Origin of the sequence: Curtobacterium sp. ME-Dv--P-122a (genome assembly GCF_030209645.1) — a bacterium.
GTDB lineage: Bacteria > Actinomycetota > Actinomycetes > Actinomycetales > Microbacteriaceae > Curtobacterium > Curtobacterium flaccumfaciens.
This window is the reverse complement of the sequence record NZ_JARVRO010000001.1, coordinates 207,130-233,001: the sequence shown is the minus strand read 5'-3', so window position 1 is coordinate 233,001 and position 25,872 is coordinate 207,130. Positions and strand designations below refer to the sequence as shown.

Annotated in this window: 22 protein-coding genes; 18 read left to right on the top strand and 4 right to left on the bottom strand. The window is 71.6% G+C overall.

Translation table 11 applies throughout. From position 1 onward, the window contains the following. Positions 1–171: 171 nt before the first annotated feature. The 4 genes from QRN49_RS00985 to QRN49_RS00970 all read left to right on the top strand — a co-directional run bounded on the left by QRN49_RS00985 (position 172) and on the right by QRN49_RS00970 (position 6,343). The gene (locus QRN49_RS00985) at positions 172–1,224 is read left to right on the top strand and encodes a LacI family DNA-binding transcriptional regulator (protein WP_284753395.1); all 1,053 of its coding nucleotides are present in this window, start codon (positions 172–174) and stop codon (positions 1,222–1,224) included. Positions 1,225–1,293: 69 nt separating this feature from the next. Then, positions 1,294–2,580: an ROK family transcriptional regulator gene (locus QRN49_RS00980; protein WP_284753394.1), complete on the top strand. Its 1,287-nt coding sequence runs from the start codon at positions 1,294–1,296 to the stop codon at positions 2,578–2,580. A 108-nt stretch (positions 2,581–2,688) separates the two neighbouring features. After that, a complete protein-coding gene (locus tag QRN49_RS00975) occupies positions 2,689–3,660 on the top strand; it encodes a hypothetical protein (protein ID WP_284753393.1) in 972 nt (323 codons plus the stop codon). Between the two features lie 268 nt (positions 3,661–3,928). Continuing rightward, on the top strand, positions 3,929–6,343 hold the full coding sequence (locus QRN49_RS00970; protein WP_284753392.1) for a lamin tail domain-containing protein: 2,415 nt from the start codon (positions 3,929–3,931) through the stop codon (positions 6,341–6,343). A gap of 160 nt (positions 6,344–6,503) precedes the next feature. Here the strand turns inward: QRN49_RS00970 and QRN49_RS00965 are convergent, their stop codons facing one another. Next, positions 6,504–7,016 carry a hypothetical protein gene (locus QRN49_RS00965; RefSeq protein ID WP_284753391.1) on the bottom strand — a complete coding sequence of 171 codons (513 nt, stop codon included), beginning with the start codon at positions 7,014–7,016 and terminating at the stop codon, positions 6,504–6,506. Positions 7,017–7,154: 138 nt separating this feature from the next. Between QRN49_RS00965 and QRN49_RS00960 the strand changes: the two genes are divergently transcribed. The 9 genes from QRN49_RS00960 (at position 7,155) to QRN49_RS00920 (ending at position 18,182) form a co-directional block, all read left to right on the top strand. Continuing rightward, positions 7,155–7,709 carry a DUF805 domain-containing protein gene (locus tag QRN49_RS00960; RefSeq protein ID WP_284753390.1) on the top strand — a complete coding sequence of 185 codons (555 nt, stop codon included), beginning with the start codon at positions 7,155–7,157 and terminating at the stop codon, positions 7,707–7,709. A 9-nt stretch (positions 7,710–7,718) separates the two neighbouring features. After that, positions 7,719–8,561 (top strand): PhzF family phenazine biosynthesis protein, encoded by an 843-nt coding sequence (locus QRN49_RS00955; protein ID WP_284753389.1) that lies wholly within the window; start codon positions 7,719–7,721, stop codon positions 8,559–8,561. Positions 8,562–8,782: 221 nt separating this feature from the next. Beyond that, positions 8,783–10,141 (top strand): extracellular solute-binding protein, encoded by a 1,359-nt coding sequence (locus tag QRN49_RS00950; protein ID WP_284753388.1) that lies wholly within the window; start codon positions 8,783–8,785, stop codon positions 10,139–10,141. A 107-nt stretch (positions 10,142–10,248) separates the two neighbouring features. Continuing rightward, positions 10,249–11,199, top strand: coding sequence for a carbohydrate ABC transporter permease (locus QRN49_RS00945; protein ID WP_502868951.1), 951 nt, complete (start codon positions 10,249–10,251; stop codon positions 11,197–11,199). A gap of 5 nt (positions 11,200–11,204) precedes the next feature. Further along, positions 11,205–12,098, top strand: a complete 894-nt coding sequence (locus tag QRN49_RS00940) for a carbohydrate ABC transporter permease (protein ID WP_371830315.1) — start codon at positions 11,205–11,207, stop codon at positions 12,096–12,098. A 39-nt stretch (positions 12,099–12,137) separates the two neighbouring features. Further along, complete coding sequence (locus QRN49_RS00935; RefSeq protein WP_284753387.1) at positions 12,138–15,176, top strand: alpha-mannosidase; 3,039 nt, start codon at positions 12,138–12,140, stop codon at positions 15,174–15,176. A 356-nt stretch (positions 15,177–15,532) separates the two neighbouring features. After that, positions 15,533–16,492 carry a hypothetical protein gene (locus QRN49_RS00930; protein WP_284753386.1) on the top strand — a complete coding sequence of 320 codons (960 nt, stop codon included), beginning with the start codon at positions 15,533–15,535 and terminating at the stop codon, positions 16,490–16,492. A gap of 96 nt (positions 16,493–16,588) precedes the next feature. Beyond that, positions 16,589–17,329 (top strand): histidine phosphatase family protein, encoded by a 741-nt coding sequence (locus QRN49_RS00925; RefSeq protein WP_209081003.1) that lies wholly within the window; start codon positions 16,589–16,591, stop codon positions 17,327–17,329. Further along, positions 17,319–18,182, top strand: coding sequence for an NAD(P)H-hydrate dehydratase (locus tag QRN49_RS00920; protein WP_284753385.1), 864 nt, complete (start codon positions 17,319–17,321; stop codon positions 18,180–18,182). Before QRN49_RS00925 ends, QRN49_RS00920 begins: the two co-directional genes overlap by 11 nt. Before the next feature lie 177 nt (positions 18,183–18,359). On the opposite strand, the gene QRN49_RS00915 is transcribed toward QRN49_RS00920, so the two are convergent. Continuing rightward, positions 18,360–18,797 (bottom strand): YdeI/OmpD-associated family protein, encoded by a 438-nt coding sequence (locus tag QRN49_RS00915; RefSeq protein WP_284753384.1) that lies wholly within the window; start codon positions 18,795–18,797, stop codon positions 18,360–18,362. 183 nt (positions 18,798–18,980) lie between these two features. Here QRN49_RS00915 and QRN49_RS00910 point away from each other — a divergent pair, with 183 nt between their 5' ends. The 4 genes from QRN49_RS00910 to QRN49_RS00895 are packed head-to-tail and all read left to right on the top strand — an operon-like array spanning position 18,981 to position 23,114. Beyond that, on the top strand, positions 18,981–20,126 hold the full coding sequence (locus tag QRN49_RS00910; RefSeq protein WP_284753383.1) for an ABC transporter substrate-binding protein: 1,146 nt from the start codon (positions 18,981–18,983) through the stop codon (positions 20,124–20,126). A 5-nt stretch (positions 20,127–20,131) separates the two neighbouring features. Beyond that, positions 20,132–21,136 carry an ABC transporter permease gene (locus QRN49_RS00905; RefSeq protein WP_258371352.1) on the top strand — a complete coding sequence of 335 codons (1,005 nt, stop codon included), beginning with the start codon at positions 20,132–20,134 and terminating at the stop codon, positions 21,134–21,136. Next, positions 21,133–22,047, top strand: coding sequence for an ABC transporter permease (locus QRN49_RS00900; protein ID WP_284753382.1), 915 nt, complete (start codon positions 21,133–21,135; stop codon positions 22,045–22,047). The genes QRN49_RS00905 and QRN49_RS00900 overlap by 4 nt, the downstream gene beginning before the upstream one ends. Next, the gene (locus QRN49_RS00895; RefSeq protein WP_071404693.1) at positions 22,044–23,114 is read left to right on the top strand and encodes an ABC transporter ATP-binding protein; all 1,071 of its coding nucleotides are present in this window, start codon (positions 22,044–22,046) and stop codon (positions 23,112–23,114) included. The genes QRN49_RS00900 and QRN49_RS00895 overlap by 4 nt, the downstream gene beginning before the upstream one ends. A 172-nt stretch (positions 23,115–23,286) precedes the next feature. On the opposite strand, the gene QRN49_RS00890 is transcribed toward QRN49_RS00895, so the two are convergent. Continuing rightward, complete coding sequence (locus QRN49_RS00890; RefSeq protein WP_284753381.1) at positions 23,287–23,766, bottom strand: NUDIX hydrolase; 480 nt, start codon at positions 23,764–23,766, stop codon at positions 23,287–23,289. Positions 23,767–23,826: 60 nt separating this feature from the next. Here QRN49_RS00890 and nagB point away from each other — a divergent pair, with 60 nt between their 5' ends. Next, on the top strand, positions 23,827–24,612 hold the full coding sequence (gene nagB / locus QRN49_RS00885) for a glucosamine-6-phosphate deaminase (protein ID WP_110895274.1): 786 nt from the start codon (positions 23,827–23,829) through the stop codon (positions 24,610–24,612). Between the two features lie 15 nt (positions 24,613–24,627). Here nagB and QRN49_RS00880 read toward each other — a convergent pair whose 3' ends face one another. Then, positions 24,628–25,803, bottom strand: a complete 1,176-nt coding sequence (locus tag QRN49_RS00880; protein WP_259572136.1) for a MalY/PatB family protein — start codon at positions 25,801–25,803, stop codon at positions 24,628–24,630. Between the last annotated feature and the right edge of the window lie 69 nt (positions 25,804–25,872).

Below are 25,872 nucleotides of genomic sequence, written 5' to 3'. Positions count from 1 at the left end.
GCAATTCGTGCAATCGTTTGCATTGACCGGAATCCTGACAGTCGACTGTTTCGATCGACGTCCGCCCGTGTAACCAGTGTGTTTCGGCTCGCCCGGGCTGTCGTCGGGCGCGGCGCCTGCAAACGTTCGCGCCGTCCGGTGTGACGACGATCTGTCACCTAGACTCGACGGATGGGCAGTACGAGCGACGACCCGGCCGGACACGGTCAGCAGGATCGTCGTGGTGACGTGAACCTCCAGGCCATCGCCGCGCTCGCCGGCGTGCACATCTCGACGGCGTCGCGCGTGCTCCGACAGGCGGAGCCGACCAAGGGGTGGAGCGCCTCGGCGCAGCGGGTGATCGCGGCGGCGGCCGAGCTCGGGTACCGCCCCAACCGACTCGCAGCATCGCTCCGGACCCGGCGGTCGAACACCATCGGCGTCGTGATGCCACGGCTCGCCGACACGGTCATCGCGACGATCTGCCAGTCCGTCGAGTCGGCCGCCCGATCTGCCGGGTACCAGCTGTTGCTCACGACGCCCCCGGACGACATGGGCGCGCAACTGGACGCGGTCGACTTCCTGCTCTCCCGACAGGTCGACGGCCTCATCGTCAGCTCGCTCCACCTGTCGTCCCCGAACCCTCGGCTGGTGGACCTCCCCGTGCCGGTGATCGCGACGAACCGCCACCCCGGGGACTGGATGCCCGCCGTGGTCGGTGACGACGTCGAGGGCGGCCGGATGGCGACGGAACACCTGCTCGCGCTGGGGCACCGCCGCATCGGCGTCATCGCCGGGCCGCGCCACGCCAGCACCGCCGTGGAGCGGGTGGCCGGGTTCCGCCTGGCGCACGAGCGGCGGGACCTCGTCGTCGACGACGCGCTCGTCGTCCACAGCGACTTCGAGGTCGAGGGAGGCGTCGTCGGCGCGCACACGCTGCTCTCGCTGTCGGACCCACCGACCGCGATCTTCGCCGTCAACGACACCGCGGCGATCGGCGTGATGGGCGCCGCGCGGCAACGCGGCCTCCGCGTTCCCGACGACCTGTCGATCGTCGGCTACAACGACATCTCGGTCGTGGCGCAGCTGCCCACGCCCATGACGACCGTGCACTCACCGACCGCCCTCATGGGCACCGTGGCGGTGGAACGGCTGCTCGCGGCGATCGGCGACGGGGCACTGCAGGGGGCGACGCTCCCGGTCTCGCTCGTGGTGCGGTCGTCGACCGGACGTCCGGCGGGCTGATCCAGGACAGGGCGCTCTGACCGGACCACGCGAGCGGGTGCCCGAGCGGCGTCGCGGTATGGTCGCGGCATGGCAGAGCATCGACGCGGAGCGAACCTCCCGTCGATCGGCGGGTTCAACCGCACCGTGGTCCTGGACGCCGTCCGCCGCTCGCCCGACGGCCTGAGCCGCGTCGAACTCGCCGCCCGCACCGGCCTGAGCGCGCAGACCGTGTCGAACGTCACCCGGTTCCTGATCGAGGCCGGGATGATCGTCGAGTCCGGCACCGTCGTCTCCGGCCGCGGCAAGCCCCGCACCATCCTGCGGCTCGAACCGGGCAGCCGGTACGCGGTCGGCGTGCACGTCGACCCGGCCGTCGTCACCTACGTGCTGCTCGACCTCGCCGGCACCGTCGTCGCCGCGTCCACGACCTCGACCCCCACCGCCGACGACCCGTCCGAGGTGGTGCGCACCATCGCCTCGGCCGTCGACGGGCTCGTCGCCGACGCCGGGGTGGCCGTCGACAGCGTGCTCGGCGTCGGGATCGCGAGCCCCGGACCCATCGACGTCGAGGCCGGCATCGTGGTCGACCCGCCGTTCCTGCCCCGGTGGCGGGACGTGCCGCTGCGCGATGCGCTCGCCGAGGCCACCGGCTACCCGGTCCTGCTCGAGAAGGACGTCACGGCCGCCGCGGTCGGCGAGATGTTCCTGGCGGGGGAGTCCTCGGCCCGGAACTTCGCGTTCGTGTACTTCGGCACCGGGTTCGGCGTCGGGCTCGTCGTCGACCACGAACCCGTGCGCGGGGTGGGGTCGAACGCGGGTGACGCCGGGCACATCATGGTCGACCAGGGGACGCTCGCGGGCACCCCGGACGGCTCGGGCACGCGCGGCGAGGTCGGTGCAGCCGTCGCGCCGGACCGGCTGGTGCGGGTCGCGCGGTCGCGCGGGCTCGCACTGTCAGGCGGCGGCGCGGTCGCCGGTGCCGCCGATGCCGCCGATGCCACGGACGCCGCCGATGTCGACGCCGTGAACGCCGCGTGGGACGAGCTCGCCGCGGCCATCGCGGACGGGGACGACACCGCCGTCACGCTCGCGGCCGATGCCGGCACCGTCATGGGCAACGCCGTCGTCCTCATCGTGAACCTGCTCGACATCGACCGCGTGGTGTTCGGCGGCCCCTTCTGGTCACGCATCGCGAGCGCTGCCCTGCCGGCTGCGCGGACCGCCATCGTCGGGTCGCCGCTGCTCGTGCCGAAGCACGCCGTGCAGGTGGTGGAGAGCGACCGCGGTGCCGACGTCGCCGCCGTGGGTGCCGCCTGCCTGGTGCTCGACGCCGCGCTCTCGCCGCGGGCCAGCACCCTGCTCATCCGGCGCTGACGGCAGGGGCGTCGTCGCCCGGCAGCCTGCCCGGCCGGAGCACTCCGCCCCGGCCCGCTACGCTGCCGAACGACGATCCGCCAGGTGTGCGGGATCGACGGGGGACACATGACGGACAGCACGGACAGCACGGTCAGCACGGACAGCACGGACAGCGCGAACGACACGGACGGCACGATGGACCCGCGGTGGGCGAGGGTGCGCCCACTCGTGTTCCGGACGATCATCGGCGCGGTCGTCGCCGCGGGCCTGGTCGGCATCGCCGCGGTGCTCCTCGGCGACTTCGGCATGGTCGCGGTCCAGCTGCTCCTGACGATCGTCGTCGTGGTCGTCTTCGCGCTGCTGTCCTGGTACGACGCCGACGTCTCGTCCAGGCGGTCCGGGATCTTCGCGTTCGCGAGCATCGCCACGTCGATGTACCTGCTCGTCGCCGGTCTGTACAAGGTGTGGATCGTGCCGACGGGCGTCTCCGGTGACGGCATCTGGTTCGTCCTGGAGCACTTCTGGCACTGGATCTGGCTCGTCGGCGTCGCCCGGGTGGCGCTCCTGCACGTCCACCTGCTCCTCGTGATCCACCGGCGGTACCCGACGCCCGTCCTGCAGGTCGTCGCGAAGGCCGCCGTCGGCGTCATCGCCCTGCTCGCGCTCCTGCTCTCGATCCCGCTGCTCGCGCCGGACGTCGACTACGCCCGCGGCTACTGGCGGCTCGTCTGGGTGGTGGTGATCCTCGACCTGCTCGGGACCGTCGTGGTGCCCCTGAGCAACGCCCTGTTCCGTCCGCGAGCCACGCTGCCGTCGGCGACGTGGTCGGTGCCCGAGCAGCAGCCGGCGTGGAGCGCGACGCCGACGCCCGCCGCTCCTGCACCCGCTCCTGCACCCGATCTGCCGCTGCCGCCCGCTCCCGCTCCTGCCTCCGCCCCCGGTCCCGCGCCCGAGACGGTCGTCGCGTCCGACGGGCGTCGCTACGCGTCCCGTCCGTCGGCCTCCCGCGCCCTGGCCTGGCCCCGCTACGTCGACGGCACGCCCCTGCCCGCGCTGCCCGACGGGACGCCGGACTTCTCGGAGGTCACCGAGCGCTGACACCTCGAGCAACGAGTGTGCAGAAGACGTCGGGTTCGCAGTGCGGACCCGACGTCTTCTGCGCACCGGATGCGGTGAGCGCGACCGCAGGGCGGACGGGAGGCGCGGTGCGGGCCCGCCCCGCGCCTCCCGTCCGCACGCGGCGGGTCCAGGGCGCCGGGCGCGACCCGGGACACCGTGCGTTCACCCCGCGGCCACCGGCCCGTCGCGTGGATGCTGAACAGTCGTGCAGGTCTTCGCCCGCTCGCTCCCCCGAGAAGGACCCTGCATGCGCCCGCCCACACTGCGCCCGCCAACACTCCGCATCGGCCCCGCCGTCGCGACCGCCCTGGTCGTCGCCGCCGGTGTCGTCACCGCCAGCCCGGCCCTCGCCGCCGTCGGTGACGACGACCCGGCCGTCGGCGCCGTCGCGGCGAACGGCCTCGTCGTCAACGAGGTCGAGTCGAACGCCGACGACACCGACTGGGTCGAGCTCAAGAACACCTCGGGCACCGCGATCGACCTGACCGGGTACGCGTTCCTCGACTCCGACAACTCGCACGACGCGTACGTGCTGCCCAGCGGCTCGACGATCGCCGCCGGCGGGTACTTCGTCGTCGACCAGCTGTCCGCGACCGCCCCCGGCTTCGACTTCGGACTCGGCGGTGCGGACACCGCGCGCCTGTACGACCCCGCCGGCGACCTGGTGCTCCGGTACGCCTGGACGACCCACGCGGGTGTCACCTACGGCCGCTGCGCCGACGGTGTCGGGCCGCTCGTGGACACCACGGCCTCGACCAAGGGGGCTGCGAACGACTGCTCCTCGCCCGTGCGGATCAACGAGGTCGAGTCGCAGGACGGCACCCCCGGCGACTGGGTGGAGCTGACCAACACCGGCAGCACCACCGTCGACCTGGGCGGGTACGTGCTGCGCGACAGCGAGGACGACCACGCGTACACGATCCCCGCGGGCACGACCGTCGCGGCCGGGGGCTTCACCGTCCTCGACGAGGCGGCGTTCGGCTTCGGACTCGGCAAGGCGGACTCCGTGCGGCTGTTCGACGCCCGCGGTGCGGTCGTCGACTCGACCTCGTGGACGGCGCACGCCGCAACGACGTACGGCCGCAACCCCGACGGCACCGGCGACTTCGCCGAGACGGCGGCACCCACGAAGGGCGCGGCGAACCGGTTCGCGGGCGTCGTCACCGCCGAGGCCTGGCCCGGCGGCCCGGACGAGACCGTGCTCGACGACGAGGACACCTTCACCGGTGACCTGAGCGGCCTCGACTGGACGACCTCGGGGACCTCGCGGGACGGGCAGCTCTGGGCCGTGCAGAACGGCGACGGCCTGCTCTACCACCTGACCTCGGACGGCGCGGGCGGCTGGGCGCCGTCGAACGCCGCGGGCACCGACCTGCGCTACGCCGACGGCACGGGCACCCCGGACGCCGAGGGCGTGACCGTCACGAGCGACGACCCCGGCGCCGTCTACGTGTCGACCGAGCGCAACAACGACGTGTCGAGCACGAGCCGCCCGTCGGTCCTGCGCTACGCCACGACCGACGGCTCCGAGGGCACCCTGCGGGCCACGGACGAGTGGAACCTCGCCGCGGACTTCCCCGGGCTGGGCGCGAACGCCGGGCTCGAGGGCGTCACCTGGATCCCGGACACCTGGCTCACCGCGCACGGCTTCGCCGACGAGCGCACCGGCGCCGCCTACGCACCGTCGAGCTACGCCGGACACGGCGAGGGCCTGTTCTTCGTCGGGGTCGAAGGCACCGCGAGCGTGTACGCCTACGCCCTGATGGACGACGGGTCCTCGGCGCGGGTCGCCACGATCGCGACCTCGCTCGCCGTCGTCGCCGACGTGCAGTTCGACCCGACGCTCGACGCGCTCTGGGTGGTCTGCGACGAGGTGTGCTCCGGCCGGACCGCGCTGTTCGAGGTGACCGACGGGGCCTTCGCCGCGTCGACGCTGTACGAGGCGCCGTCGGCCGCCGACCGCACGCTCGCCAACGAGGGCTTCGCGATCTCGGGCGTCTGCACCGACGGGGAGCGCGCGACCTTCTACGCCGACGACAACGACACGGACGGGTTCTCGCTCCGCACGGGGACGTACCCGTGCGAGGGCGGCGACACCGACCCGGGCACGGAGCCCACGCCGACGCCGACCCCGACCCCGTCCCCGGGCGACGGCGGCACGACGCCGACCCCGACCCCGACTCCGGGTGGGACGCCCACCGCGGTCCCGACCCCGGGTCCTTCGGCTGCCCCGGTTGCTCCGGTGGCGCCGTCGGAGTCGCTGTTGACGGAGGCGAACCGTGGTGGGGTGTCAGCCCCGGCGACCGCTCGTGCGGGGGAGACGATCACGGTGACGGTCGGGACGGCTTCGGCCGGTGACGTCGTGAACGTGTGGTTGTTCTCGGAGCCGACGCTGATCGGCACGGCTGTGGTCGCTGCTGACCGGACGGTGCGGGTGACGATCCCGTCTGACACCGTCGCTGGCGTGCACCGCCTCGCGGTGACCGCTGCGGACGGGAGCCTGATCGGGTGGACCCCGATCACGATCACCGTGGATGGGCAACTCGCGTTCACCGGTGCTGCGGGCCTCGGTGCCGGTGCGTTGGTGGCGTTCCTGCTGCTCGCGGCGGGCGCGGGCGTGCTGATCGTGCGCCGCCGCAGGACCGCGGCCGCCGCGGAGTAGTCCCCACGCCCCACGGGGGCACTTCGTGAGCAGGAATGGTCGGGTTCGCACAGCGGACCCGACCATTCCTGCTCACCATGCGCGGTGGGCGCGACCGCGCGACGGACTGGAGGCGCGGTGCGGGGCTGTCACGCGCCTCCAGGCCGGTGGGTGGCTGCGGTCAGTCCGCCGACCCGTGCATGGTCTGGGTGTCGTCCTGACCCGGGATGGCGTCCTTCGTGGTCCAGCCGTACCAGCGGCCGTCGATCTCGGTGACCGCGCGGCCGTCGCCGCAGGTGACCAGGCCCTTCGTCGGGAGATCCTCGGGCAGGAAGTCGGCGGTCATCGCCGTGCCCCCGTACGACTCGTCGAGCGGGGTGCAGCCGTCCACGTCGACGCCGTCCTTCGACGCGAACCCGATGACGTACCCGGGCTGCGAGACGTGGAGGCGGACATCGATGTCCTTCGCGTCCTCCGGCACCCACTTCGGCATGAAGAACGCCAGGTCCTCGGACTCCCCGGAGCGCGGGGCGTCCGAGTACGCGTCGAAGTGCTTCTGCGGGGTCTTGTTCGGCACGATGTCCTGGATCGCGCTGCAGCCGGCGGTCAGCAGCAGGGCGGACACCGCGGCGGTGGTGGCGAGGGCGATCCGGAGGGTGCGGCGGGCGGTGGTGGGGCGCGTGTCGGTGCTCATGGATCCAGTCTCGCGACGGACGTGACGCTGAAACATCACGTGCGCACCCGGAAGTGGTCGGGGGTTACCCCCACCCGCCACGCCGGGCCCGCCGAGGAGTGCTCAGGAGGGCCCAGGTCGCCCCGGTAAGCAGGTCCGGTGCACCAGACGCAGCAGCCACCGGTCGGGGTCCCCTGGCACCAGGCCTCCTTCCCCGCCTCGTTCTCGCGGTTCTGGCGGGGGTACGTCGTGTTCCGGGGTCGTGCCGCTCGTGCCGAGTTCTGGTGGTGGGCGCTGTGGTGGGCGATCATCTCCGCTGCGATCAACATCGTGTACGGCATCGGACTCTTCACGACGCCCCCACCGATGCCGAGCCCGGAGGAAGCGCGCGTCCTCGACCAGGCGATGCAGTCCTTCAACCCGTTCCCGGTCTGGTGGTTCCTGCTCACGTCGATGCCGGTCTTCGCCCAGATCGCACTGGGGGTCTTCGTGGTCGTCGGGCTCGCGGCGTTGCTGCCCTGGATCGCCATCGCGATGCGGCGGCTCCACGACACGAACCGCTCCGGGTGGTGGGTCCTGCTCTGCTTCGTGCCCGCCGGCTACATCGTGCTCGCCGTGTTCCTCGCGCTGCCCTCGGAGCCACCCGCGGCGCCGCAGCAGTCCGGGCCACCCGTCGGTGATCGGCCCGCGCACCCGGTCGTGACGCCGCAGTAGCGTCGGGGCATGCAGCAGGAGATCCTCCGGTACACCGCCTTCGCCGCCGAGCCGGGCGGTGGCAACCCCGCCGGGCTCGTGCTCGACGCGGCCGGACTGTCCGACGACCGGATGCTCGCGATCGCCCGGAAGGTCGGGTACCCCGAGACCGCCTTCGTCGTGGGTGCGACGTCGACCGGGCCGCGGGTCCGCTACTTCTCGCCGAGCGCCGAGGTGCCGTTCTGCGGGCACGCCACCGTCGCGCTGGCCGTGGCGCTGGCGGAGCGCGAGGGGCCGGGCCGTCGGGTGTTCACGACCCCGGCCGGCGAGGTCGCCCTCGATGCCACCGTCGGTGCGGACGGCGCGGTGCAGGTCGCGATGACGAGCGTCGAGCCGGCGACACGGGACATCGACGCCGTTCTTCAGGAGCGGCTGTTCGACCTGCTCGGGCTCTCGGCCGCGGACATCGCTCCGGGGTTCCCCGTGCTGGAGTCCTTCGCCGGCAACTGGCACCCGGTGCTCGTGCTGCACGACCGCGAGCTGTTCCACCAGTTCCGGTTCGCGCCGGGGCCCCTGGCCGAGCTCAAGCGCGAGGCCGGCTGGGCGGGGACGGTCACGGTGCTGCACCGCACCGGCGACCGGGAGTACGAGGCGCGCAACCTGTTCCCCGCCGGGCGCATCACCGAGGATCCGGCGACGGGATCGGCAGCGGCGTCGACCGGGGCGTACCTGCGGCAGATCGGTGCAGTGCAGCCGGGCGACCGCGTCACGATCCGGCAGGGGCGGCACGTCGGGCGTCCGAGTCTGCTGCTCGTGGACGTGCCCGAGGCCGGCGGGATCACGGTGACGGGGAGCGCGACGCCGATCTCCTGACGGACGTTCCTTCCCAGAACGCACGCGATGGGAAGTGGAATCGGGCGTACCTGGTCGCAACTTCCGACCCGGTACGCCCGAATCCGCTCGGTACGCCCGATTCGACCCGGTACGCCCGAATCGGCCCGAGAAACTCCTTGACAGGTTTAAGTCAATACGGTGGACTAATCCTGCGCGCGGGCGATGGTGCCCGCGGACATCACCCGTGCAAAGGAGCACCGATGAAACGCACCCGCATCATCGCCGGACTCGCAGCTGTGGCCGTGGCCGCAGTCGGTCTGGCTGGCTGCTCGAGCTCGGGGTCCGCCTCGAGCGACACGATCAAGATCGCGTACCAGAAGTTCGGCGCCTTCCAGCAGCTCGACGCCCAGATGAAGGTCGTCAAGAAGCAGTACGAGAAGGACAACCCCGGCAAGAAGGTCACCCTCGTGCCCATCCAGGCGCAGGGCAACGACTACTACACGAAGCTCGCGCTCATGAACAAGGCGCCGGCCACCGCCCCGGACGTCATGTACGAGGACACGTTCCTCGTCAAGGCCGATGCCGAGGCGGGCTACCTGCTGCCACTCGACAAGTACACGGACAAGTGGGACGAGTGGGACCAGTTCTTCGACAACGCCAAGCAGGCCGGGCAGGGTGACGACGGCAAGATCTACGGCGTCCCGATGGGCACCGACACCCGAGCCCTCTGGTACAACAAGGACATCTTCAAGAAGGCCGGGCTCGACGTCCCGTGGAAGCCGAAGACGTGGGACGACGTGCTCGCGGCGGCGAAGACCATCAAGGAGAAGCAGCCCGACGTCATCCCGTTCAACATCTACTCGGGCAAGGCGCAGGGCGAGGCCTCGACCATGCAGGGCTTCGAGATGCTCCTGTACGGCGCCGACGGCTCCGGCAACACCCTGTACGAGGACAAGAAGTGGGTCACCGGCTCGAAGCAGTTCGAGGACTCGCTCAAGTTCGTGAAGGACGTCTACCAGGGCGGCCTCGGCCCGACACCGCAGCAGGCGCTCGACACGAACGTCGGCACGACCATCGCCCAGACGTGGCTGCCGAAGGGCAAGCTCGCGATCGACCTGGACGGTTCGTGGCAGTCCGGCACGTGGCTCAAGTCCGGCACCGCGCCGTGGCCCGAGTGGAACGACGTGATGGGCCAGGCGCCCATGCCGACCCAGAACGGGCAGGCTCCCGGCTACAACTCGATGTCCGGCGGCTGGACCCTGGCGGTCGGCGCGAAGTCGAAGAACCCGCAGGCGGCGTTCGACTTCATCACGAGCTTCCTCGACAAGGACGGTTCGCTGAAGTACGACACCGAGAACAGCCAGATCGCCGTCCGGAAGGACGTCGCGGACGACCCGGAGTACACGGCGGCGAACCCGACGTTCAAGTTCTTCTCGGGGCTGGTGGAGAACACCAACTTCCGCCCCGCGACGAGTGACTACTCGCAGGTGTCCAACGCGATCCAGGTCGCGATGGAAGCGGTCATGACCGGTCAGCAGTCGCCGAAGGACGCGGCTGCCGCCTACGACAAGGCCGTCACGCAGGTGGTCGGCAAGGAGAACACCGTCTCCGCTGGTTGACGGACGTCACCCACTGACGGACTGGAGGCGCGGGGCGGTCCCGCACCGCGCCTCCCGTCCGCTCTTCCCCACCTTCGGAACCCCTCCGCACCCGGAAGGCACCCATCGTGTCCAGCACCCCCCTCGCGCCGACGCTGTCGGCGCCCGGTGCGCCGAAGCGCACCGATCCACCCGTGCCGCGCAAGCGGCGACCGCTGCGGAACGTCGGACGAGCGGTTCCGCTCATCCCCGCCCTGGTCCTCCTCGTCATCTTCCTGCTGGGCCCCGTCATCTCGTCGTTCTACGGGTCCTTCACCAACTCGGCCCTGACCGGCGCCAGCGCGGCCGACCAGCAGTTCGTCGGGTTCCAGAACTACGTCGAGCTGTTCCAGGACCCGGACTTCCCGAAGTCCGTCATCCTGACCGTCGTCTTCCTGCTGGCCTCGGCCGTGGTGGGACAGAACGTGCTCGGCCTCGGGCTGGCCCTGCTGATGCGCTCGGCGAACAAGGCCGTCCGGGCGATCGTCGGCACCTTCGTGGTGGCGGCGTGGGTCCTGCCGGAGATCGTGGCGTCGTTCGCGGCGTACGCGTTCTTCAACGACGAGGGGACGCTCAACACGTTCCTCGCGTCGATCGGGATCACCGGCGCGAACTGGCTCTACACGTACCCGATGTTCGCCGTGATCCTGGCGAACATCTGGCGCGGCACCGCGTTCTCGATGCTCGTCTACTCGGCCGCCGTGCAGGAGGTCCCCGAGGAGATCACCGAGTCCGCCGAGGTCGACGGAGCCACCGGCTGGCAGCGGCTCGTCTACATCACGCTCCCGGTGATCCGCCGGAGCATCTCGACGAACCTCATGCTCACGACGCTGCAGACCCTGTCGGTCTTCACGCTGATCTTCGTGATGACCGGCGGCGGTCCGGGCACGAACTCGTCGACCCTGCCGATCCTGGCGTACCAGGAGGCGTTCAAGTTCTCGCAGCTCGGCTTCGGGACGGCGATCGCGACCATCCTGCTCGTGGTGGGGGCGGTCTTCTCGATCATCTACATCCGAGCCCTCAAGCCGGAGGTGGACTGATGGCCATGACAGCCCCGTCCCTCGACCAGACCACGACCCGTTCGGTGACCGCACCGGGGTCGATGCACATGACGTCCCCGCGCGGCCGCACCATGCGGTGGGTGTCGAACGTCGTGCTGCTCGTCATCGCGGTGTGCTTCGCGGTGCCGCTGCTCTGGCTCGTGCTCGCCTCGTTCGACACCCAGGCCTCGCTGTCGGTGAAGCTGCCCTCGCAGTTCACGCTCGACAACTTCGCGAAGGTGCTCACCCCCGAGCTGTCGTTCATCCCGCTCGCGAACAGCCTGTTGCTCTCCGGCGGCACCGCGGTCGTCACCGTGGTGTTCGCACTGCTCGCCGCGTACCCGCTGTCCCGGTACAAGATGCGCGTCAACAAGCCGTTCCTGTACAGCATCCTGTTCGGCACCGGTCTGCCGATCACCGCGATGATGGTGCCCGTCTACGCGCTGTTCGTGTCGCTCAACCTGATCGACAACGTGTGGGGCTGCATCTTCTTCCTCGCCGCCACGTCGCTGCCGATGGCGATCTGGATGGCGAAGAACTTCATGGACTCGGTGCCGATCTCGCTCGAAGAGGCGGCGTGGACCGACGGCGCCTCGATGCTCACCACCCTGACCCGCATCGTCATCCCGCTCATGCGTCCGGGCATCGCAGTCGTGTTCATCTTCGTGTTCATCCAGGCGTGGGGGAACTTCTTCGTCCCGTTCGTCCTGCTGCTCTCGCCCGAGAAGGTGCCCGCCGCGGTGAGCATCTTCAACTTCTTCGGGCAGAACGGGGCGGTGGCGTACGGCCAGCTCGCCGCGTTCTCGATCGTCTACTCCGTGCCCGTCATCGCCCTCTACGTGATCGTGTCCCGAGGCCTCGGCGGCGGCAACGCCCTCGCCGGCGGCATCAAGGGCTGATCCGCCGGTCCACCCCGGCACACTCTCGAAAGGAAGCACATGCACCAGGACGAACCGCTCGTCGAGGCCCGGATCGCCCGCCTTGTGCGCGACCGTGTCGACCCCGCCGTCCTCCGTCGCTCGGCGCCGGTGACGATCGAGGCGTGGGAGGTGCCGGGCGAGCCGGTGCCGTTCGACGCCGCCGTGGGCGAGACGTACACACCGTTCACGGTGGGGTCGCACTGGGGCGGACGCCCGTGGGGCACGACGTGGTTCCGGGTGACCGGGACCGTGCCGGCGGACTTCGGTACTGCGCCGGGGACCACCGCCGAACTCCTCGTCGACCTGGGGTTCACCAAGCGGCAGCCCGGGTTCCAGGCCGAGGGACTCGCGTTCCGCGCCGACGGCTCCACGATCAAGGCGATCGAGCCGCGGAACGACACCGTGCCGCTCGAGGTCGGCCCGGGGGAGTCCTTCGAGCTCTGGATCGAGGCCGGGGCGAACCCGGACATCGGCGGCGACTCGTTCCAGGGCGCGACGCCGCTCGGCTCGCGCTCCACCGCCGGCGACGACCCGATCTACCGCCTGAAGGCCCTCGAGGTCGTCGAGCGCGACGACACCGTGTGGGAACTGCAGCAGGACCTCTGGGTGCTGCGCGGGCTGATGGCCGAGCTCCCCACCGACGGCACCCGCGGCGCCGACATCCTGCGGGCACTCGAACGCGCCGCCGACGCCCTGGACCCGGACGACGTCGCCGGCACCGCCGCGGACGCCCGGCAGGTCCTGGCGCCCGTGCTCGCCGTCCCCGCCAGCCCCGCCGCCCACCGCGCGATCGCCGTCGGGCACGCCCACATCGACTCCGCCTGGCTGTGGCCCGTGCGCGAGACGAAGCGCAAGTGCGCCAGGACGTTCTCGAACGTGCTCGACCTGATGGACCGCGACCCCGACTTCACCTTCGCCTGCTCGTCCGCCCAGCAGTACGCCTGGATCCGCGACGAGTACCCGTCCATCTGGACCCGCATCAAGCAGCGCGTCGCCGAAGGGCGGTGGATCCCGGTCGGCGGCATGTGGGTCGAGTCGGACACCAACCTGCCCGGCGGTGAGGCCCTGGCCCGCCAGTTCGTCGCCGGCAAGCGCTTCTTCCTGGAGGAGTTCGGCATCGACACCCCCGAGGCCTGGCTCCCCGACTCGTTCGGCTACTCGGGCGCCCTGCCGCAGATCGTCCGCGCCGCCGGGTCGAAGTGGTTCGTCACCCAGAAGCCGTCGTGGAACGAGACGAACGTCATCCCGCACACCTCGTTCCACTGGGAGGGCATCGACGGCTCGCGCGTCCTGACGCACCTGCCCCCGGCCGACACCTACAACTCCGACGTCTCGCCTGCCGACCTGCGCCGCGGCGAACGGAACAACAAGGAACGCGGCACCGCGAACACCTCGATGCTCCTGTACGGCTTCGGCGACGGTGGTGGCGGTCCGACCCGCGAGATGGTCGGCGCCGCACACCGCCAGCACGACCTCGACGGGTCGCCCCACGTGACACTCGGCACGCCCGCGCAGGTGTTCGAGCAGCTCGAGGCCGAGCTGCCGACGCCCGGGGTCTGGTCAGGGGAGATGTACCTCGAGTTCCACCGCGGCACCTACACGTCGCAGATCCGCACGAAGCAGGGCAACCGCCGCTCCGAGCACCTGCTCCGCGAAGCCGAGCTCTGGGCAGCGACGGCGGCGGTCCGGCTCGGCAGCGAGTACCCGTACGCCGAACTCGAGGACGCCTGGCACACCGTCCTGCTGCAGCAGTTCCACGACATCCTGCCCGGGTCCTCGATCGCGTGGGTGTACGAGAACGCCGAGGAGCAGTACGCCCGGGTCGCTGAGGTGCTCGAGGGGCTGATCGGGAGCGCGACGACGGCGCTCGCCGCAGGCGGGACCGCAGCCGTCAGCGGCGCCGCTGCCGACGATGCCGCGTCGGTCGTGCGCTTCAACGCCTCGCCGGTCGCGGCAGGGGACGTGACCGCCCTGGCAGGTTCGGTCGTCCACGCGCCGCGACCCGTGCCTCCCGTCCGGAGCGGCGACCGCTTCGTCTTCGACACCGGCGTCGTCACCGCGACCATCGACGCTGCCGGCCACGTCGTGTCGTTCGTCGACCACGCCACCGGACGCGACGCGATCGCTCCCGGCGCCGCGGCGGCGGAGTACACGGTCTTCCGGGACACCCCGAACCAGTGGGAGGCGTGGGACATCGACCGCGCCTACCAGCGCAACGGCACGGTGCTGTCGGCCTCGTCCGTCTCGGTCGACGGCGATGAGCTCGTGGTGGAACGGTCCTTCGGATCGTCGACGCTCACCACGCGCTATTCCGCCGTGCAGGGCGAACCGGAGCTGACTGTGCAGACCGAGGTCGACTGGCACGAGCACCAGAAGCTGCTGAAGCTCGCGTTCCCGATCGACGTGCTCGCGTCGTCGGCCTCGAGCGAGATCCAGTTCGGGCACATCGACCGGCCGACGCACCAGAACACCTCGTGGGACCACGCCCGCTTCGAGACCTCGGCACATCGCTGGGTGCACGTCGCGGAGCCCGGGTTCGGCGTCGCGGTGGCGAACGACTCGACCTACGGCCACGACATCACGCGCGAGACCCGGCCGGACGGCGGGATCACCACGCTCGTGCGGGAGTCGCTGCTGCGCGGACCGACGTTCCCGGACCCGAACGCCGACCAGGGGCACCACGTGTTCCGGACGGTGCTGCGGATCGGGGCCTCGGTACTCGACGCCGCCGACTCCGGGTACCGGCTGAACCTGCCGGTGCGGAGCGTGCCCGGGTCGGCCGAGGTCGCGCCGCTCGTCACGGTGTCGTCGCCGCAGGTGTTCGTCGAGGCCGTCAAGCTCGCCGAGGACCGCTCGGGAGACGTCGTCGTGCGCCTGTACGAAGGACTCGGGGGCCGGGCGACGGACGTCGGGGTCGCCTTCGGGTTCGACGTCGAGTCGGTGTCGCAGGTCGACCTGCTCGAGCGGCCGCTGGAGCGCTCGTGGTCGGCGGGGGAGCCGGTCGTGCTGACCCTGCGTCCGTTCGAGATCGTGACGCTGCGCGTGCGTCGGGCCTGAGGCAGCGGGCCCGGCGTTCGGTCGGGGAGAGACCGCGGCGCCGGACGGGACACGGGTGCGTTCCGTCCGGCGCCGTGTTGCGTGGGGGGGGGGGGGGCGGGGTGGTTGCCGGGGCGGGGGCGGGTGTGGTGCGGGTGGGGTGCGGGCGCGGGCCGGGCCGGGTGGAATCGGGCGTAGCTGGTCGAATCGGGCGTGCCTGGTCGGAACTTCCGGCCAGGTATGCCCGATTTCATTTGGCATCGCGCGCGTTCTGGGAAGGAACGTCTCCCCTCCACAACCGCCCAGGCCTGGAGGCCCGTCCACAGTTCCCGACATCGGCCTCCGGACCGGATGGTCGGTCCGGCATCGTCACGTGCATGAACGAGTCGCTGCCCATCCTCCGAGCCTCCGCCATGCACGAGGCCGGCCTCGATGCCACCACCCTGCGCCGCCGGACCCGGACCCAGGGTGTGGGCCGCCTGGTCCGGGTCGGGCCGAACGCCTTCGTCGACGGTGCCGCGTGGGACGCCGCCGGGCCTCGTCAGCGGTACGTCACCCGGGTGTTCGCGCGGCTCGGCCGGCTCGGCACACGGGCGACGGCCTCGCACCTGTCCGCGGCGGCCCTGCACGGTCTCCCGGCGCTCGGCGGGTGGGACGTCCCGGTGCACGCGACCGTGCCCGAGTCGATGTACCGGGGCCGGAGCGCCGAGCTGGTCCTGCACACGAGACCCGTCGGCCGGGGCGAACGGGCCACGGTCGGTGCGGTCGCGGTCACCTCCGTCCCCCGGACCGTCGTCGACGTGGCGACGACCGGCGACCTGCGGGCGGGCGTCGTGATCGCGGACGCCGCGCTGCGACGTGGGTTCGACGACGCCGATCTCCGACGAGCGATTCCTCCGAAGGCCCGCGCCCGAGCCCTGGCGCAGCAGGTGCTCGAACTGGCCGATGCTCGCTCCGGGTCACCGGCCGAGTCGCTCGCTCGGGTCGTGTTCCGGGAGCTCGGGCTGCCGGACCCGGTGCTGCAGCAGGAGTTCGTCGTCGACGGCCGTCGGTCCGCAGTCGACTTCTGGTTCCCGGACCACGGGGTCATCGTCGAGATCGACGGACGGGCCAAGTACTCCCAGGAGCGCTACCTGTGCGGCCGGAGTCCGACCGAGGTGTTCCTCGACGAGAAGCGCCGGCACGGTCGTTTGCTCACCGTGCCGGGTGTGCGGACGATCATCCGGCTCGAGTGGCGAGACCTGTTCGACCTCGATGCGCTGGCGCTGCGACTCCGGGCGGCCGGGCTCCCGTGTGCCGTCCGACCGGTCCGGAGCGCTCGGCTCCGTACGGGGTGACCGTCCGGCGCCGAGCGGAGTGACCGTCCGGCGCCGCAGGGGGTGACCGTTCGGCACCGGTGAACCGGCACAGCACGCGCTGGCTAGCGTGGCGGCATGGCAGTGCAGGAGATCTGGCTCGTCCGTCACGGCGAATCGGTCGCGAACGTCGCAGCGGCTCGGGCCGAAGCCGCTGGCGATGACGTGATCGACGTCGAGTTCCGGGACGCCGACGTCCCGCTCAGCCGGCTCGGCACCGATCAGTCCCGGGCCCTCGGGCAGGAGCTCGCCGACCGCGGGATCGACGACGTCCCCGTCGCGCTGTGGGTGTCGCCGTACCTGCGCGCACAGCAGACCATCGCGATCGCGCTCGAGGCAGCCGGCCTCGCCGAACCCGAGAAGCGGGTGGACGAGCGGCTGCGCGACCGCGAACTCGGCGTCCTCGACCTGCTGACCCTGCAGGGCGTCCGCAACCGGTACCCGGACGAGGAACGCCGCCGGCAGTGGCTCGGCAAGTACTACCACCGGCCGGCAGGTGGAGAGTCGTGGGCGGACGTGATGCTCCGGCTCCGGTCGCTCCTGGGCGACCTCGAGCGGGTCGACGGTGTCGAGCGCCTGGTGATCGCCGCCCACGACGCCGTGGTGATGCTCGCCGTCGCGGTGTGCCTCGACCTCGACGAACCGGCACTCATGGAGTTCGCCCGGACCCACGCCGTCGCGAACGCCTCCCTCACCAGACTCCGTCGTGACGATGCCGGATCACCGTGGGTGCTTGAGGAGTTCTCCTCCGTCGGACACCTGGACGACGACGAGGTCACCCAGCACACCGGCCGGAAGGACGACGAACATGTCCACTGAACCCGTCACCCCGAACTTCCTGCGGGACTGGCCACTGCCCGAACCCGGTGCCGGCAAGTACGGCCGCGGGCAGGTGCTGATCGTCGGCGGCGCCGCTCGGACCCCCGGTGCGGCGATGCTCTCCGCGCTCGCCGCACTCCGCGTCGGCGCTGGTCGCCTCACGCTGGCGGTCGGCCGGAGCGTGGCGAACGAGGTCGCGGTCGTCGTGCCCGAGTCCGGGGTCGAACCCCTCGACGAGGACCAGGACGGACACATCGCCGTCGGTGCGATCGAGGGCATCGCGGACAGTGCCTCGAGCGCCGATGCCGTGCTGGTCGGGCCGGGGCTCGACGAGCCGGACGGTTCGCGTGACCTCGTGGCCGGACTCGCCGACGTCGTCGGTCCGCACACCACCGTCGTGCTCGACGCCTTCGCCCTCGGTGTGGCTGCCGACGTGCGGGACCGCCTCGAACCGCTGCGTGGACGGCTGGTGATGACGCCGAACTCCGGCGAGGCCGAACGCCTGCTCGGGCGGGAGTGCAGCGACGACGACGTGGCCGACGCCGTCGCGATCGCGAACCGCTTCGGAGCGGTCGTGGCCCTCGGCGATGCCATCGCCACACCGCAGGGTCGGGCGTGGCTCAAGGGCACCGGCTCCGGCGGTCTCGGCACGAGCGGCAGTGGGGACGTGCTGTCCGGTGCGGTCACCGGCCTGCTCGCCCGCGGCGCTGATCCGGCGCAGGCCGTGGCGTGGGCGTCCTACGTGCACGCTGCCGCGGGTGACCGACTCGCGGTGCAGGTCGGGCCGCTCGGGTACCTGGCGAGTGAACTCGTCACCGAGATCCCGCGGGTCCTGGTCGAACTCGGGGCCTGAGCGCGCCCGTTCTTTCCCAGAACGCCCGCGGTACCTGGTGCTTTCGGGCATACCTGCCGAGAACTTCCGACCAGGTACGCCCGAATCGACCAGGTACGCCCGAAACCACCAGGTACGCCCGGAACGACCAGGCCGCCCGACCCCGCCCGACCCCGCCCGACCCCGCCCGCCGCACCCCTACCCACGCAGGGACTCCACGGCCTTCTCGATCCGCCGGGCCCGGGTCTCCGGGGCCTTCGCCTGCGTGACGGGGTCGGCGAGCGCCCGCTGCCGCGAGTTCGACAGCGTGTCGAACGCCGCACGCACGCCGGCCTCCTGCAGCGCGGTGGCCAGGTCCTCCGGCAGGTCGACGGTCCGGGGCAGGGTGTCGACCTCGAGCGAGACCTCGACCGTGTCCCCGGCGGCGATCCCGGCGGCCGCACGGTGGGCGGCCGACAGCGGCACCAGGAACTGCTCGTCCATGACCCCGACGGTGGAACGGTAGGTGTAGCCCCGGTCGATCGTGACGACCACCGCGGGGCGCTTGCCGGATCCGAGCGCCTCGATGACGGACTCCGGGACGGGGAGTCCGGTCGCCGTCTTCCGTGCCAGCAGGACCGTCGTCGTGAACCGCATCCGTGCCTCCAGGCCTGGTCTGGGCGCGACCCTGCGCCCAGAACGAGCAAAGCGTACAGCCGCACCCGCTGTTCCGCCGTCGTTCACCACCGGAGCACGGGCCGGAAACCGGCCGCGTCCACGATCGACCAGAACCCGGACACCCGGTCCCGCAGCACCTTCCCCCACCCGAAAGGCCCACCCGTGCAGCACAAGCGCACCCTGGCCGGCATCGCCCTGGCCGCCGCAGCAGTCGTCACCCTCGCCGGATGCTCGGCGACGAGCTCCGCGACCGCCGGCTCCGACGGCGACGCCGACTGGAAGACCACCACCAGCGCCCAGTCCGCCGGCGGCATGGACGCCCTGGTCAAGGCCGCCAAGGCCGAGGGCCAGCTCAACGTCATCACGCTCCCGCCGACGTGGGCCAACTACGGCAAGATCATCGACGGCTTCACCAAGAAGTACGGCATCAAGATCAACTCCGCGAACCCGAACGGCTCGAGCGCCGACGAGGTCGCCGCGGTCAAGTCGCAGAAGGGCCAGTCCACCGCCCCCGACGTGCTCGACCTGGGCAACGCCGTGCTGCAGGAGAACCTCGACCTGTTCGCCGACTACAAGGTCGCGAACTGGGACGACATCCCCACGAACCTGAAGGACGAGGACGGCGCCTGGACGCGCGACTACACCGGCCTGATGTCGATCGGGTACGACTCGTCGAAGATCTCCGACGCCCCGAAGGACATGACGGACCTGCTCGGCTCCGAGTACAAGGGCAAGGTCTCGATCGGCGGCGACCCGACGCAGGCGAACCAGGCCGCGTCCGCGGTGTACCTGGCGGCGCTGGAGAACGGCGGCTCGGCCGACGACATCACCAAGGGCGTCGACTTCTTCGGCAAGCTCAAGCAGGCCGGCAACTTCCAGAACGTGCTGCCGACGCAGGCCACCGTCGCCTCGGGTGAGACCCCGGTCGTCGTCCAGTGGTCGTACAACAACCTGGCCTGGGGCCCGGCAGCGGGCGCGAGTGGCAACAAGGACTGGAAGACCGTCGTCCCGAAGGGGCAGGCGCTCGGCTCGTACTACTCGCAGGCCATCAACAAGGACGCCCCGCACCCCGCGGCCGCCCGCCTGTGGGAGGAGTACATCGCCAGCCCCGAGGTCCAGAACCTGTACCTGCAGGCCGGCGCCTTCCCGTCCACCCTCGCCGCGCTGACGAAGTCGGGCAAGGTCGACCAGGACGCCCTCGACGCCGCCGGTGGCGCACCGAAGGACTACGTCGAGCTGACCGACGCGCAGGTCGCCGACGCCGCCAAGGTGCTCAAGGCCAAGTGGTCCTCGACGATGGGGTCCTGAGCAGCATGACCACCGCATCGGCAGACGCGCCCGCGGCGAGCGGCGCAGCCGCGACCGACGCCGCACCGGCGACGAGCGCGACGAGCGCGACGAGCCCCGTGCGCCCGACGTCCGCACGAGCGTCCGCCGATGCCGTCCGCCGCGGCGCCGGACCCCGTGTCCGGCGCCGCGTCGGCCTCGCCTGGCTGGGGCTGACGCCCTTCGCCGCATACGTCCTGCTGTTCCTCGCGGTCCCCGCCGTGATCGCGATCGGCAGTGGCTTCTTCGACGGCTCCGGGGCGTTCACGTTCGCGAACCTCGCGGCCTTCGCCGACCCGTCCGTGCTGCGGGCGTTCGGCGGGTCGTTCGGCCTGTCCGCCGCCTCCGCGGTCATCGGTGCCGTGCTCGGTGCGGTCGTCTGCTGGGCGCTCTCGGCGCTGCGGCCGGACGGACTGGTCCGGTCGATGATCGACTCGGCCGCGAGCGTCCTCGCCCAGTTCGGCGGGGTCATGCTCGCGTTCGCGTTCATCGCCACGATCGGCGTGCAAGGCCTCGTCACGACGTGGTTGGTGACGGTCTTCCACGTCGACCTCAACGCGGACGGTGCCTTCCTGTACACGGTGCCCGGGCTCGTGATCCCCTACGTCTACTTCCAGGTGCCGCTCATGGTCCTCACGTTCATGCCCGCACTCGAGGGCGTCAAGGCCCAGTGGGGCGAGGCCGCCGCGACCCTCGGCGCCTCGCGTCTGACGTACTGGCGCCGGATCGCGTTGCCGGTCCTGGCACCGGCGTTCTGGGGGTCGCTCCTGCTGCTCTTCGCGAACGGCTTCTCGTCGTTCGCCACCGCCGCGGCCCTCATCTCGCAGGGCGGCATCGTGCCGCTCACGATCCGCACGCAGCTCACCAGCGAGACGCTCGCCGGCCTGCAGAACGTCGCCGGGGTGCTCGCCTTCGGCATGGTCGTCGTGATGGCGGTCGTGATGGGCGCGTACTCGCTGCTGCAGCGCCGTGCCGCGAGGTGGCAGCGATGAGCGCGGCGGCCCCGGTCCGTCCGGTCCGCCCGGCGCAGCCGGTTCGGCTCGGAGGCCCGTCCCGCGTCCGCCGCTTCGGCACGGCCCCGTCCCGTGGTGCGGCAGCGATCGTGCTCACCGTGATCGGGCTCCTGTTCGCCGTCCCGCTGGTCGCCCTGCTGCAGTTCACCTTCCGGCAGGGCACCGACGGCGGGCTCACCTTCGCGCACTGGGCGGCGATCGGTGACCCGGCCAACGCGTTCACCTACCAGCCGGTGTTCGACGGGCTCGGGGCGTCGCTGCTCATCGCCGTGATCACCGTCGGGATCGTGCTGCTCGTGCTGCTGCCGGCCCAGATCATCACCGCGCTCCGCTACCCCCGGCTCCGGAGCATCCTGGAGTTCGTCTGCATCGTGCCGATCACCGTGCCGGTCGTGGTGCTCGTCGTCGGGTTCATCCCCGTGTACCAGGTCGTCTCGCAGGTCTTCGGGTCCGGCTCCTGGACGCTGGCGTTCGCGATCGGCATCATCACGCTGCCGTTCGCGTTCCGCCCGATCGCCGCCGCCATCACCGCGACGGACCTGATCGTCCTGTCCGAGGCGGCCCGGTCGCTCGGCGCCTCGTGGTGGACAGTCACCTGGCGCGTGCTCCTGCCGAACCTGCGCCGGGGCATCACCGCCGCGTGCTTCCTCACGATCACCGTGGTCCTCGGCGAGTACACCCTCGCCGCGTTCCTCTCCCGCAGCACGTTCCAGACCGGGCTCGTGCTCGTGCAGGGGACCGACCCGTACGTCGCAGCGATCTTCTCGGTCGCCGCGCTCGCGTTCGGCTTCGTGCTGCTCGTCCTCATCGGCCGCATCGGGACCCGTCGCACGGGCCGCATCCGCCGCACCCGCACCACCCGTCGTCCCCGCCTCGAGGAGTCCGCATGACCGTCACCGCCCCGGCAGCCCCGGCGTCCCTCGCCACCACCGGTGCCGTCGTCGAACTCCACGCCGTCGAGAAGCACTACGGCGCACACCGTGCACTCGCGGGACTGTCCCTCCGCGTCGAGCCGGGGGAGTTCGTCTCGCTCCTCGGCCCGTCCGGTTGCGGCAAGACGACGGCGCTCCGCGCGCTGGCGGGCCTCGAGGCCATCGACGCCGGCTCGATCCGCATCGACGGCCGGGACGTCGCCGACACCCCGGTCAACAAGCGCGACATCGGCATGGTGTTCCAGCAGTACTCGCTGTTCCCGCACATGACGGTGCGGCAGAACGTCGCCTTCGGCCTCGAGATGCGCCGGGTCCCCGCCGCCGAGCGCAAGAGCCGCGTGGTCGAGGCCCTCGACATGGTCCGCCTCGGCGAGTTCGCCGAGCGGTACCCGCACCAGCTCTCCGGCGGGCAGCAGCAGCGCGTCGCCCTGGCCCGCGCCCTGGTCACCCGCCCCCGGGTGCTCCTGCTCGACGAGCCGCTGTCGGCCCTCGACGCGAAGGTCCGGGTGTCGCTGCGCGACGAGATCCGCCGCATCCAGAGCGACCTCGGCATCACCACCGTGTTCGTCACCCACGACCAAGAGGAGGCGCTCGCCGTCTCCGACCGGATCGCGGTGATGCAGGCGGGCGACATCGAGCAGGTCGGCACGCCCGAGGAGCTCTACCGCACCCCGTCGTCGGCCTTCACGGCGGACTTCGTCGGCCAGTCGAACCGGCTGCAGGGCGACCTGCGCGGGGGCGACGTCTTCGTGTACGGCTTCCGGGTGCCGGCCCTCGACTCCTCGGCCCCCGACGGGCCGGTGCTCGCCTACGTCCGGCCGGAGGACATCGCCTTCGCCCCCGAGGGCATCACCGGCACCGTCGTCACCTCGAGCTTCCTCGGGTCGATCCGCCGCACCACCGTCCGCCTGGACGACGACACCGTCGTGACCGTCCAGCACGAGGTCGGCGACCGCCGGGCCACCGGCGACCCCGTCGCCGTGCGCCTGCTCGGCGCACCGGTGGCGGTCGCGCCGCTCGCGTAGCTACCCCGCGCGCGAAAGCGACAGTTCTCGACGGCCTCGGCCGTCCCCACCGCGAAAGCGACAGATGGGCGCGGATGCTTCGCGGACTTCTGTCGCTTTGGCGGGGTGGGCGCGACCGACGGCGGACGGGAGGCCTGTGGCGGCCTGGCACCGCGCCTCCAGGCCGGTGGGGTCAGCGCTGGAAGCGCGCCTCGCGCTCGTCCGCCAGCCCGGCCTCGACGCGTGCCCGCATGTTCTCCGACATGTCGGGCAGGGCGTCGAGCCGAGCCCAGAAAGCCTCGGTGTTCTCGCCGTCGGCGGGGTTCGGCGTGCCGGAGACGTACCGGCAGGCGAAGACGAGGTCGAGGTACTGCGATCGGTCGCCGTTCGGGTAGGTCATCTCGGGCAGCACCTGCACCCAGGCCAGGCGTTCGGCGACGGCGACGACGTCGGCTTCTTCCAGGACCTCGCGCTCGGCGGCGACGGCGGGTTCCTCGCCCGGGTCGACGATCCCGGTGACCGGGGTGTACGCGCCCGTGTCGGCCCGCCGGACCACGAGCACTTCGCGATCGGCGCCGGAGCCGCGGGTCACGATGGCGCTCACGCCCGACAGCCAGAGCGGCGCCGTGCCGATCTTCTCGCGCAGGGACAGGACGAAGTCGGGGGTCGGCATGCCTCCACGCTACCCATCCGACCCCTGTCGCAGACTGGTCATGACCAGTAGGCTTGCCGTGTGGAGATCATCATCCTGCCCACGCCGGACGAGGTCGGTCGCGTCGCCGCGGCCAAGATCGCGTCCGTCGTCGCCAAGAAGCCGTCCGCCGTCATCGGTCTCGCCACCGGATCCAGCCCGCAGGGCATCTACACCGACCTGCAGCGCCGGGTGCAGGCGGGCGAGATCTCGTTCGCCGAGGCTCGTGGGTTCGCCCTCGACGAGTACGTCGGCATCCCGCTCGAGCACCCCGAGTCGTACGCGGCCGTGATCGCCCGCGACGTGGTGGCACCGCTCGGCTTCGACGCCTCGCGCGTGCGGGTGCCGGACGGCCGTGCCGCCGACCTGGAGTTCGCGGCCAAGGAGTACGACGCCGCGATCCGTGCCGCGGGTGGGATCGACGTGCAGATCCTCGGCATCGGGGCCAACGGCCACATCGGGTTCAACGAGCCGACGTCGTCGTTCGCCTCGCGCACCCGCATCAAGACCCTCGCGCCGTCGACCCGTGACGCCAACGCGCGCTTCTTCGACTCGCCCGAGCAGGTCCCGACGCACTGCATGACGCAGGGGCTCGGCACCATCCTCGAGGCCCGCGAGCTCGTCCTCGTCGCCCAGGGCCCGTCGAAGGCGGCCGCTGTCGCCGCTGCGATCGAGGGGCCGCTCAGCTCCTTCGTGCCCGGTTCGGCCCTGCAGCTGCACGAGCACGCGACCGTCGTCGTCGACGAGGAAGCCGCCGCCGGGCTGCAGCTCGCCGACTACTACCGCTACACGTACGCGAACAAGCCGGCCTGGCAGCGGTTCGAGTAGGCGGGTGGCTCGGGTTCAGGCCCGAGCGGCTGCGGCGAGGCGGCTGAGTCCCTCGTCGAGGGTCTCCGCCGAGCACCCGAAGTTCAGCCGCGCGAAGCCCCGGCCCTGCCGTCCGAACGCCGGGCCGGAGCCGAGCGCCACCTTTGCCCGGTCGACGAGCTCCGCCGCGGGGTCGTCGCCCCACGGCAGCGCCCGCAGGTCGAGCCACGCCAGGTACGACGCCTGCGGCTGCCGGTACTCGGCGCCGGGCAGCACGTCGCCGATCCGCTCGGCCAGGGTGCGCCGGTTCGCGGCCAGTTCGGTGAGCAGCGACGCCAGCCACGGCCCGCCCTCGCTGAAGGCCGCGACGCTCGCCGTGTAGCCGAGGATGCCGGTGCGCTCGACGACCTCGGTCGGCAGTCCGTCGAACCAGGCGCGGGCCCGCTCCGAGGCGCCGATCATCATCGCGCACTTCGTGCCGGCGAGGTTCCAGGCCTTGCTCGCACTCGTCAGGGCGACACCGAGCGACGCGGCCTCGGGGCAGGACTCCAGGAACGGCGTGAACACCGCGTCGGCGTGCACGAGCGGCGCGTGGATCTCGTCGGACACCACGACGGCGTCCCACTCGGCGGCCAGTTTCGCGAGTGCGACGAGCGACTCGCGGTCGTGCACCAGGCCGAGGGGGTTGTGCGGGTTGCAGAGCAGCACCGTGCGGGCTCCGTCGGCGAACGCCTGTGCGATGCCGTCCAGGTCCATCCGCCAGCCGGCCGTGGTGTCGAAGGGGTCGGCCGGGCCTGCGGGGGCGAGCAGCGGGACCTCGGTGACGGTGCCGCCGGCCTCGGACACGTACTCCCAGAACGGCGGGTACACGGGCGGCATGATGACGACCTGGTCGCCCGGCTCGATGACCCGACGCAGCACCTCGACCGCCGCGACCGACACGTCCGTGGTGGTGCGGACCAGGTCGGGGTCGACCCGCCATGCCCACCGGCTCTCGGCGAAGTCGGCGAACGCCTCGGGCAGGGCCCGGCCGTGCCCGACGTACCCGGTGTCGCCGTTCGTCACCGCCGTGACCAGGGCGTCGCGGATCGGTTCGGCGAGCATGCTGTCCATCTCGGCGACGAACATGGGGAGCACGTCCGGCGGGTAGGCCGTGTACTTCTCGCTCGTGCGGGACCGGTACGCATCGAAGACGGACACCATGACGCTCATGCGCCCATCCTGACAGCGAGGCACGCGGGGCGCGAGGGTGGGCGCCGGTCGGGGCCGGGCCCGACGCCG

Coding starts and splice junctions, on each gene's coding strand:
- QRN49_RS00985 (WP_284753395.1), top strand. CDS start 172: ATGGGCAGTACGAGCGACGACCCGGCCGGACACGGTCAGCAGGATCGT.
- QRN49_RS00980 (WP_284753394.1), top strand. CDS start 1,294: ATGGCAGAGCATCGACGCGGAGCGAACCTCCCGTCGATCGGCGGGTTC.
- QRN49_RS00975 (WP_284753393.1), top strand. CDS start 2,689: ATGACGGACAGCACGGACAGCACGGTCAGCACGGACAGCACGGACAGC.
- QRN49_RS00970 (WP_284753392.1), top strand. CDS start 3,929: ATGCGCCCGCCCACACTGCGCCCGCCAACACTCCGCATCGGCCCCGCC.
- QRN49_RS00965 (WP_284753391.1), bottom strand. CDS start 7,016: ATGAGCACCGACACGCGCCCCACCACCGCCCGCCGCACCCTCCGGATC.
- QRN49_RS00955 (WP_284753389.1), top strand. CDS start 7,719: ATGCAGCAGGAGATCCTCCGGTACACCGCCTTCGCCGCCGAGCCGGGC.
- QRN49_RS00950 (WP_284753388.1), top strand. CDS start 8,783: ATGAAACGCACCCGCATCATCGCCGGACTCGCAGCTGTGGCCGTGGCC.
- QRN49_RS00940 (WP_371830315.1), top strand. CDS start 11,205: ATGACAGCCCCGTCCCTCGACCAGACCACGACCCGTTCGGTGACCGCA.
- QRN49_RS00935 (WP_284753387.1), top strand. CDS start 12,138: ATGCACCAGGACGAACCGCTCGTCGAGGCCCGGATCGCCCGCCTTGTG.
- QRN49_RS00930 (WP_284753386.1), top strand. CDS start 15,533: ATGAACGAGTCGCTGCCCATCCTCCGAGCCTCCGCCATGCACGAGGCC.
- QRN49_RS00925 (WP_209081003.1), top strand. CDS start 16,589: ATGGCAGTGCAGGAGATCTGGCTCGTCCGTCACGGCGAATCGGTCGCG.
- QRN49_RS00920 (WP_284753385.1), top strand. CDS start 17,319: ATGTCCACTGAACCCGTCACCCCGAACTTCCTGCGGGACTGGCCACTG.
- QRN49_RS00915 (WP_284753384.1), bottom strand. CDS start 18,797: ATGCGGTTCACGACGACGGTCCTGCTGGCACGGAAGACGGCGACCGGA.
- QRN49_RS00905 (WP_258371352.1), top strand. CDS start 20,132: ATGACCACCGCATCGGCAGACGCGCCCGCGGCGAGCGGCGCAGCCGCG.
- QRN49_RS00900 (WP_284753382.1), top strand. CDS start 21,133: ATGAGCGCGGCGGCCCCGGTCCGTCCGGTCCGCCCGGCGCAGCCGGTT.
- QRN49_RS00895 (WP_071404693.1), top strand. CDS start 22,044: ATGACCGTCACCGCCCCGGCAGCCCCGGCGTCCCTCGCCACCACCGGT.
- QRN49_RS00890 (WP_284753381.1), bottom strand. CDS start 23,766: ATGCCGACCCCCGACTTCGTCCTGTCCCTGCGCGAGAAGATCGGCACG.
- QRN49_RS00880 (WP_259572136.1), bottom strand. CDS start 25,803: ATGAGCGTCATGGTGTCCGTCTTCGATGCGTACCGGTCCCGCACGAGC.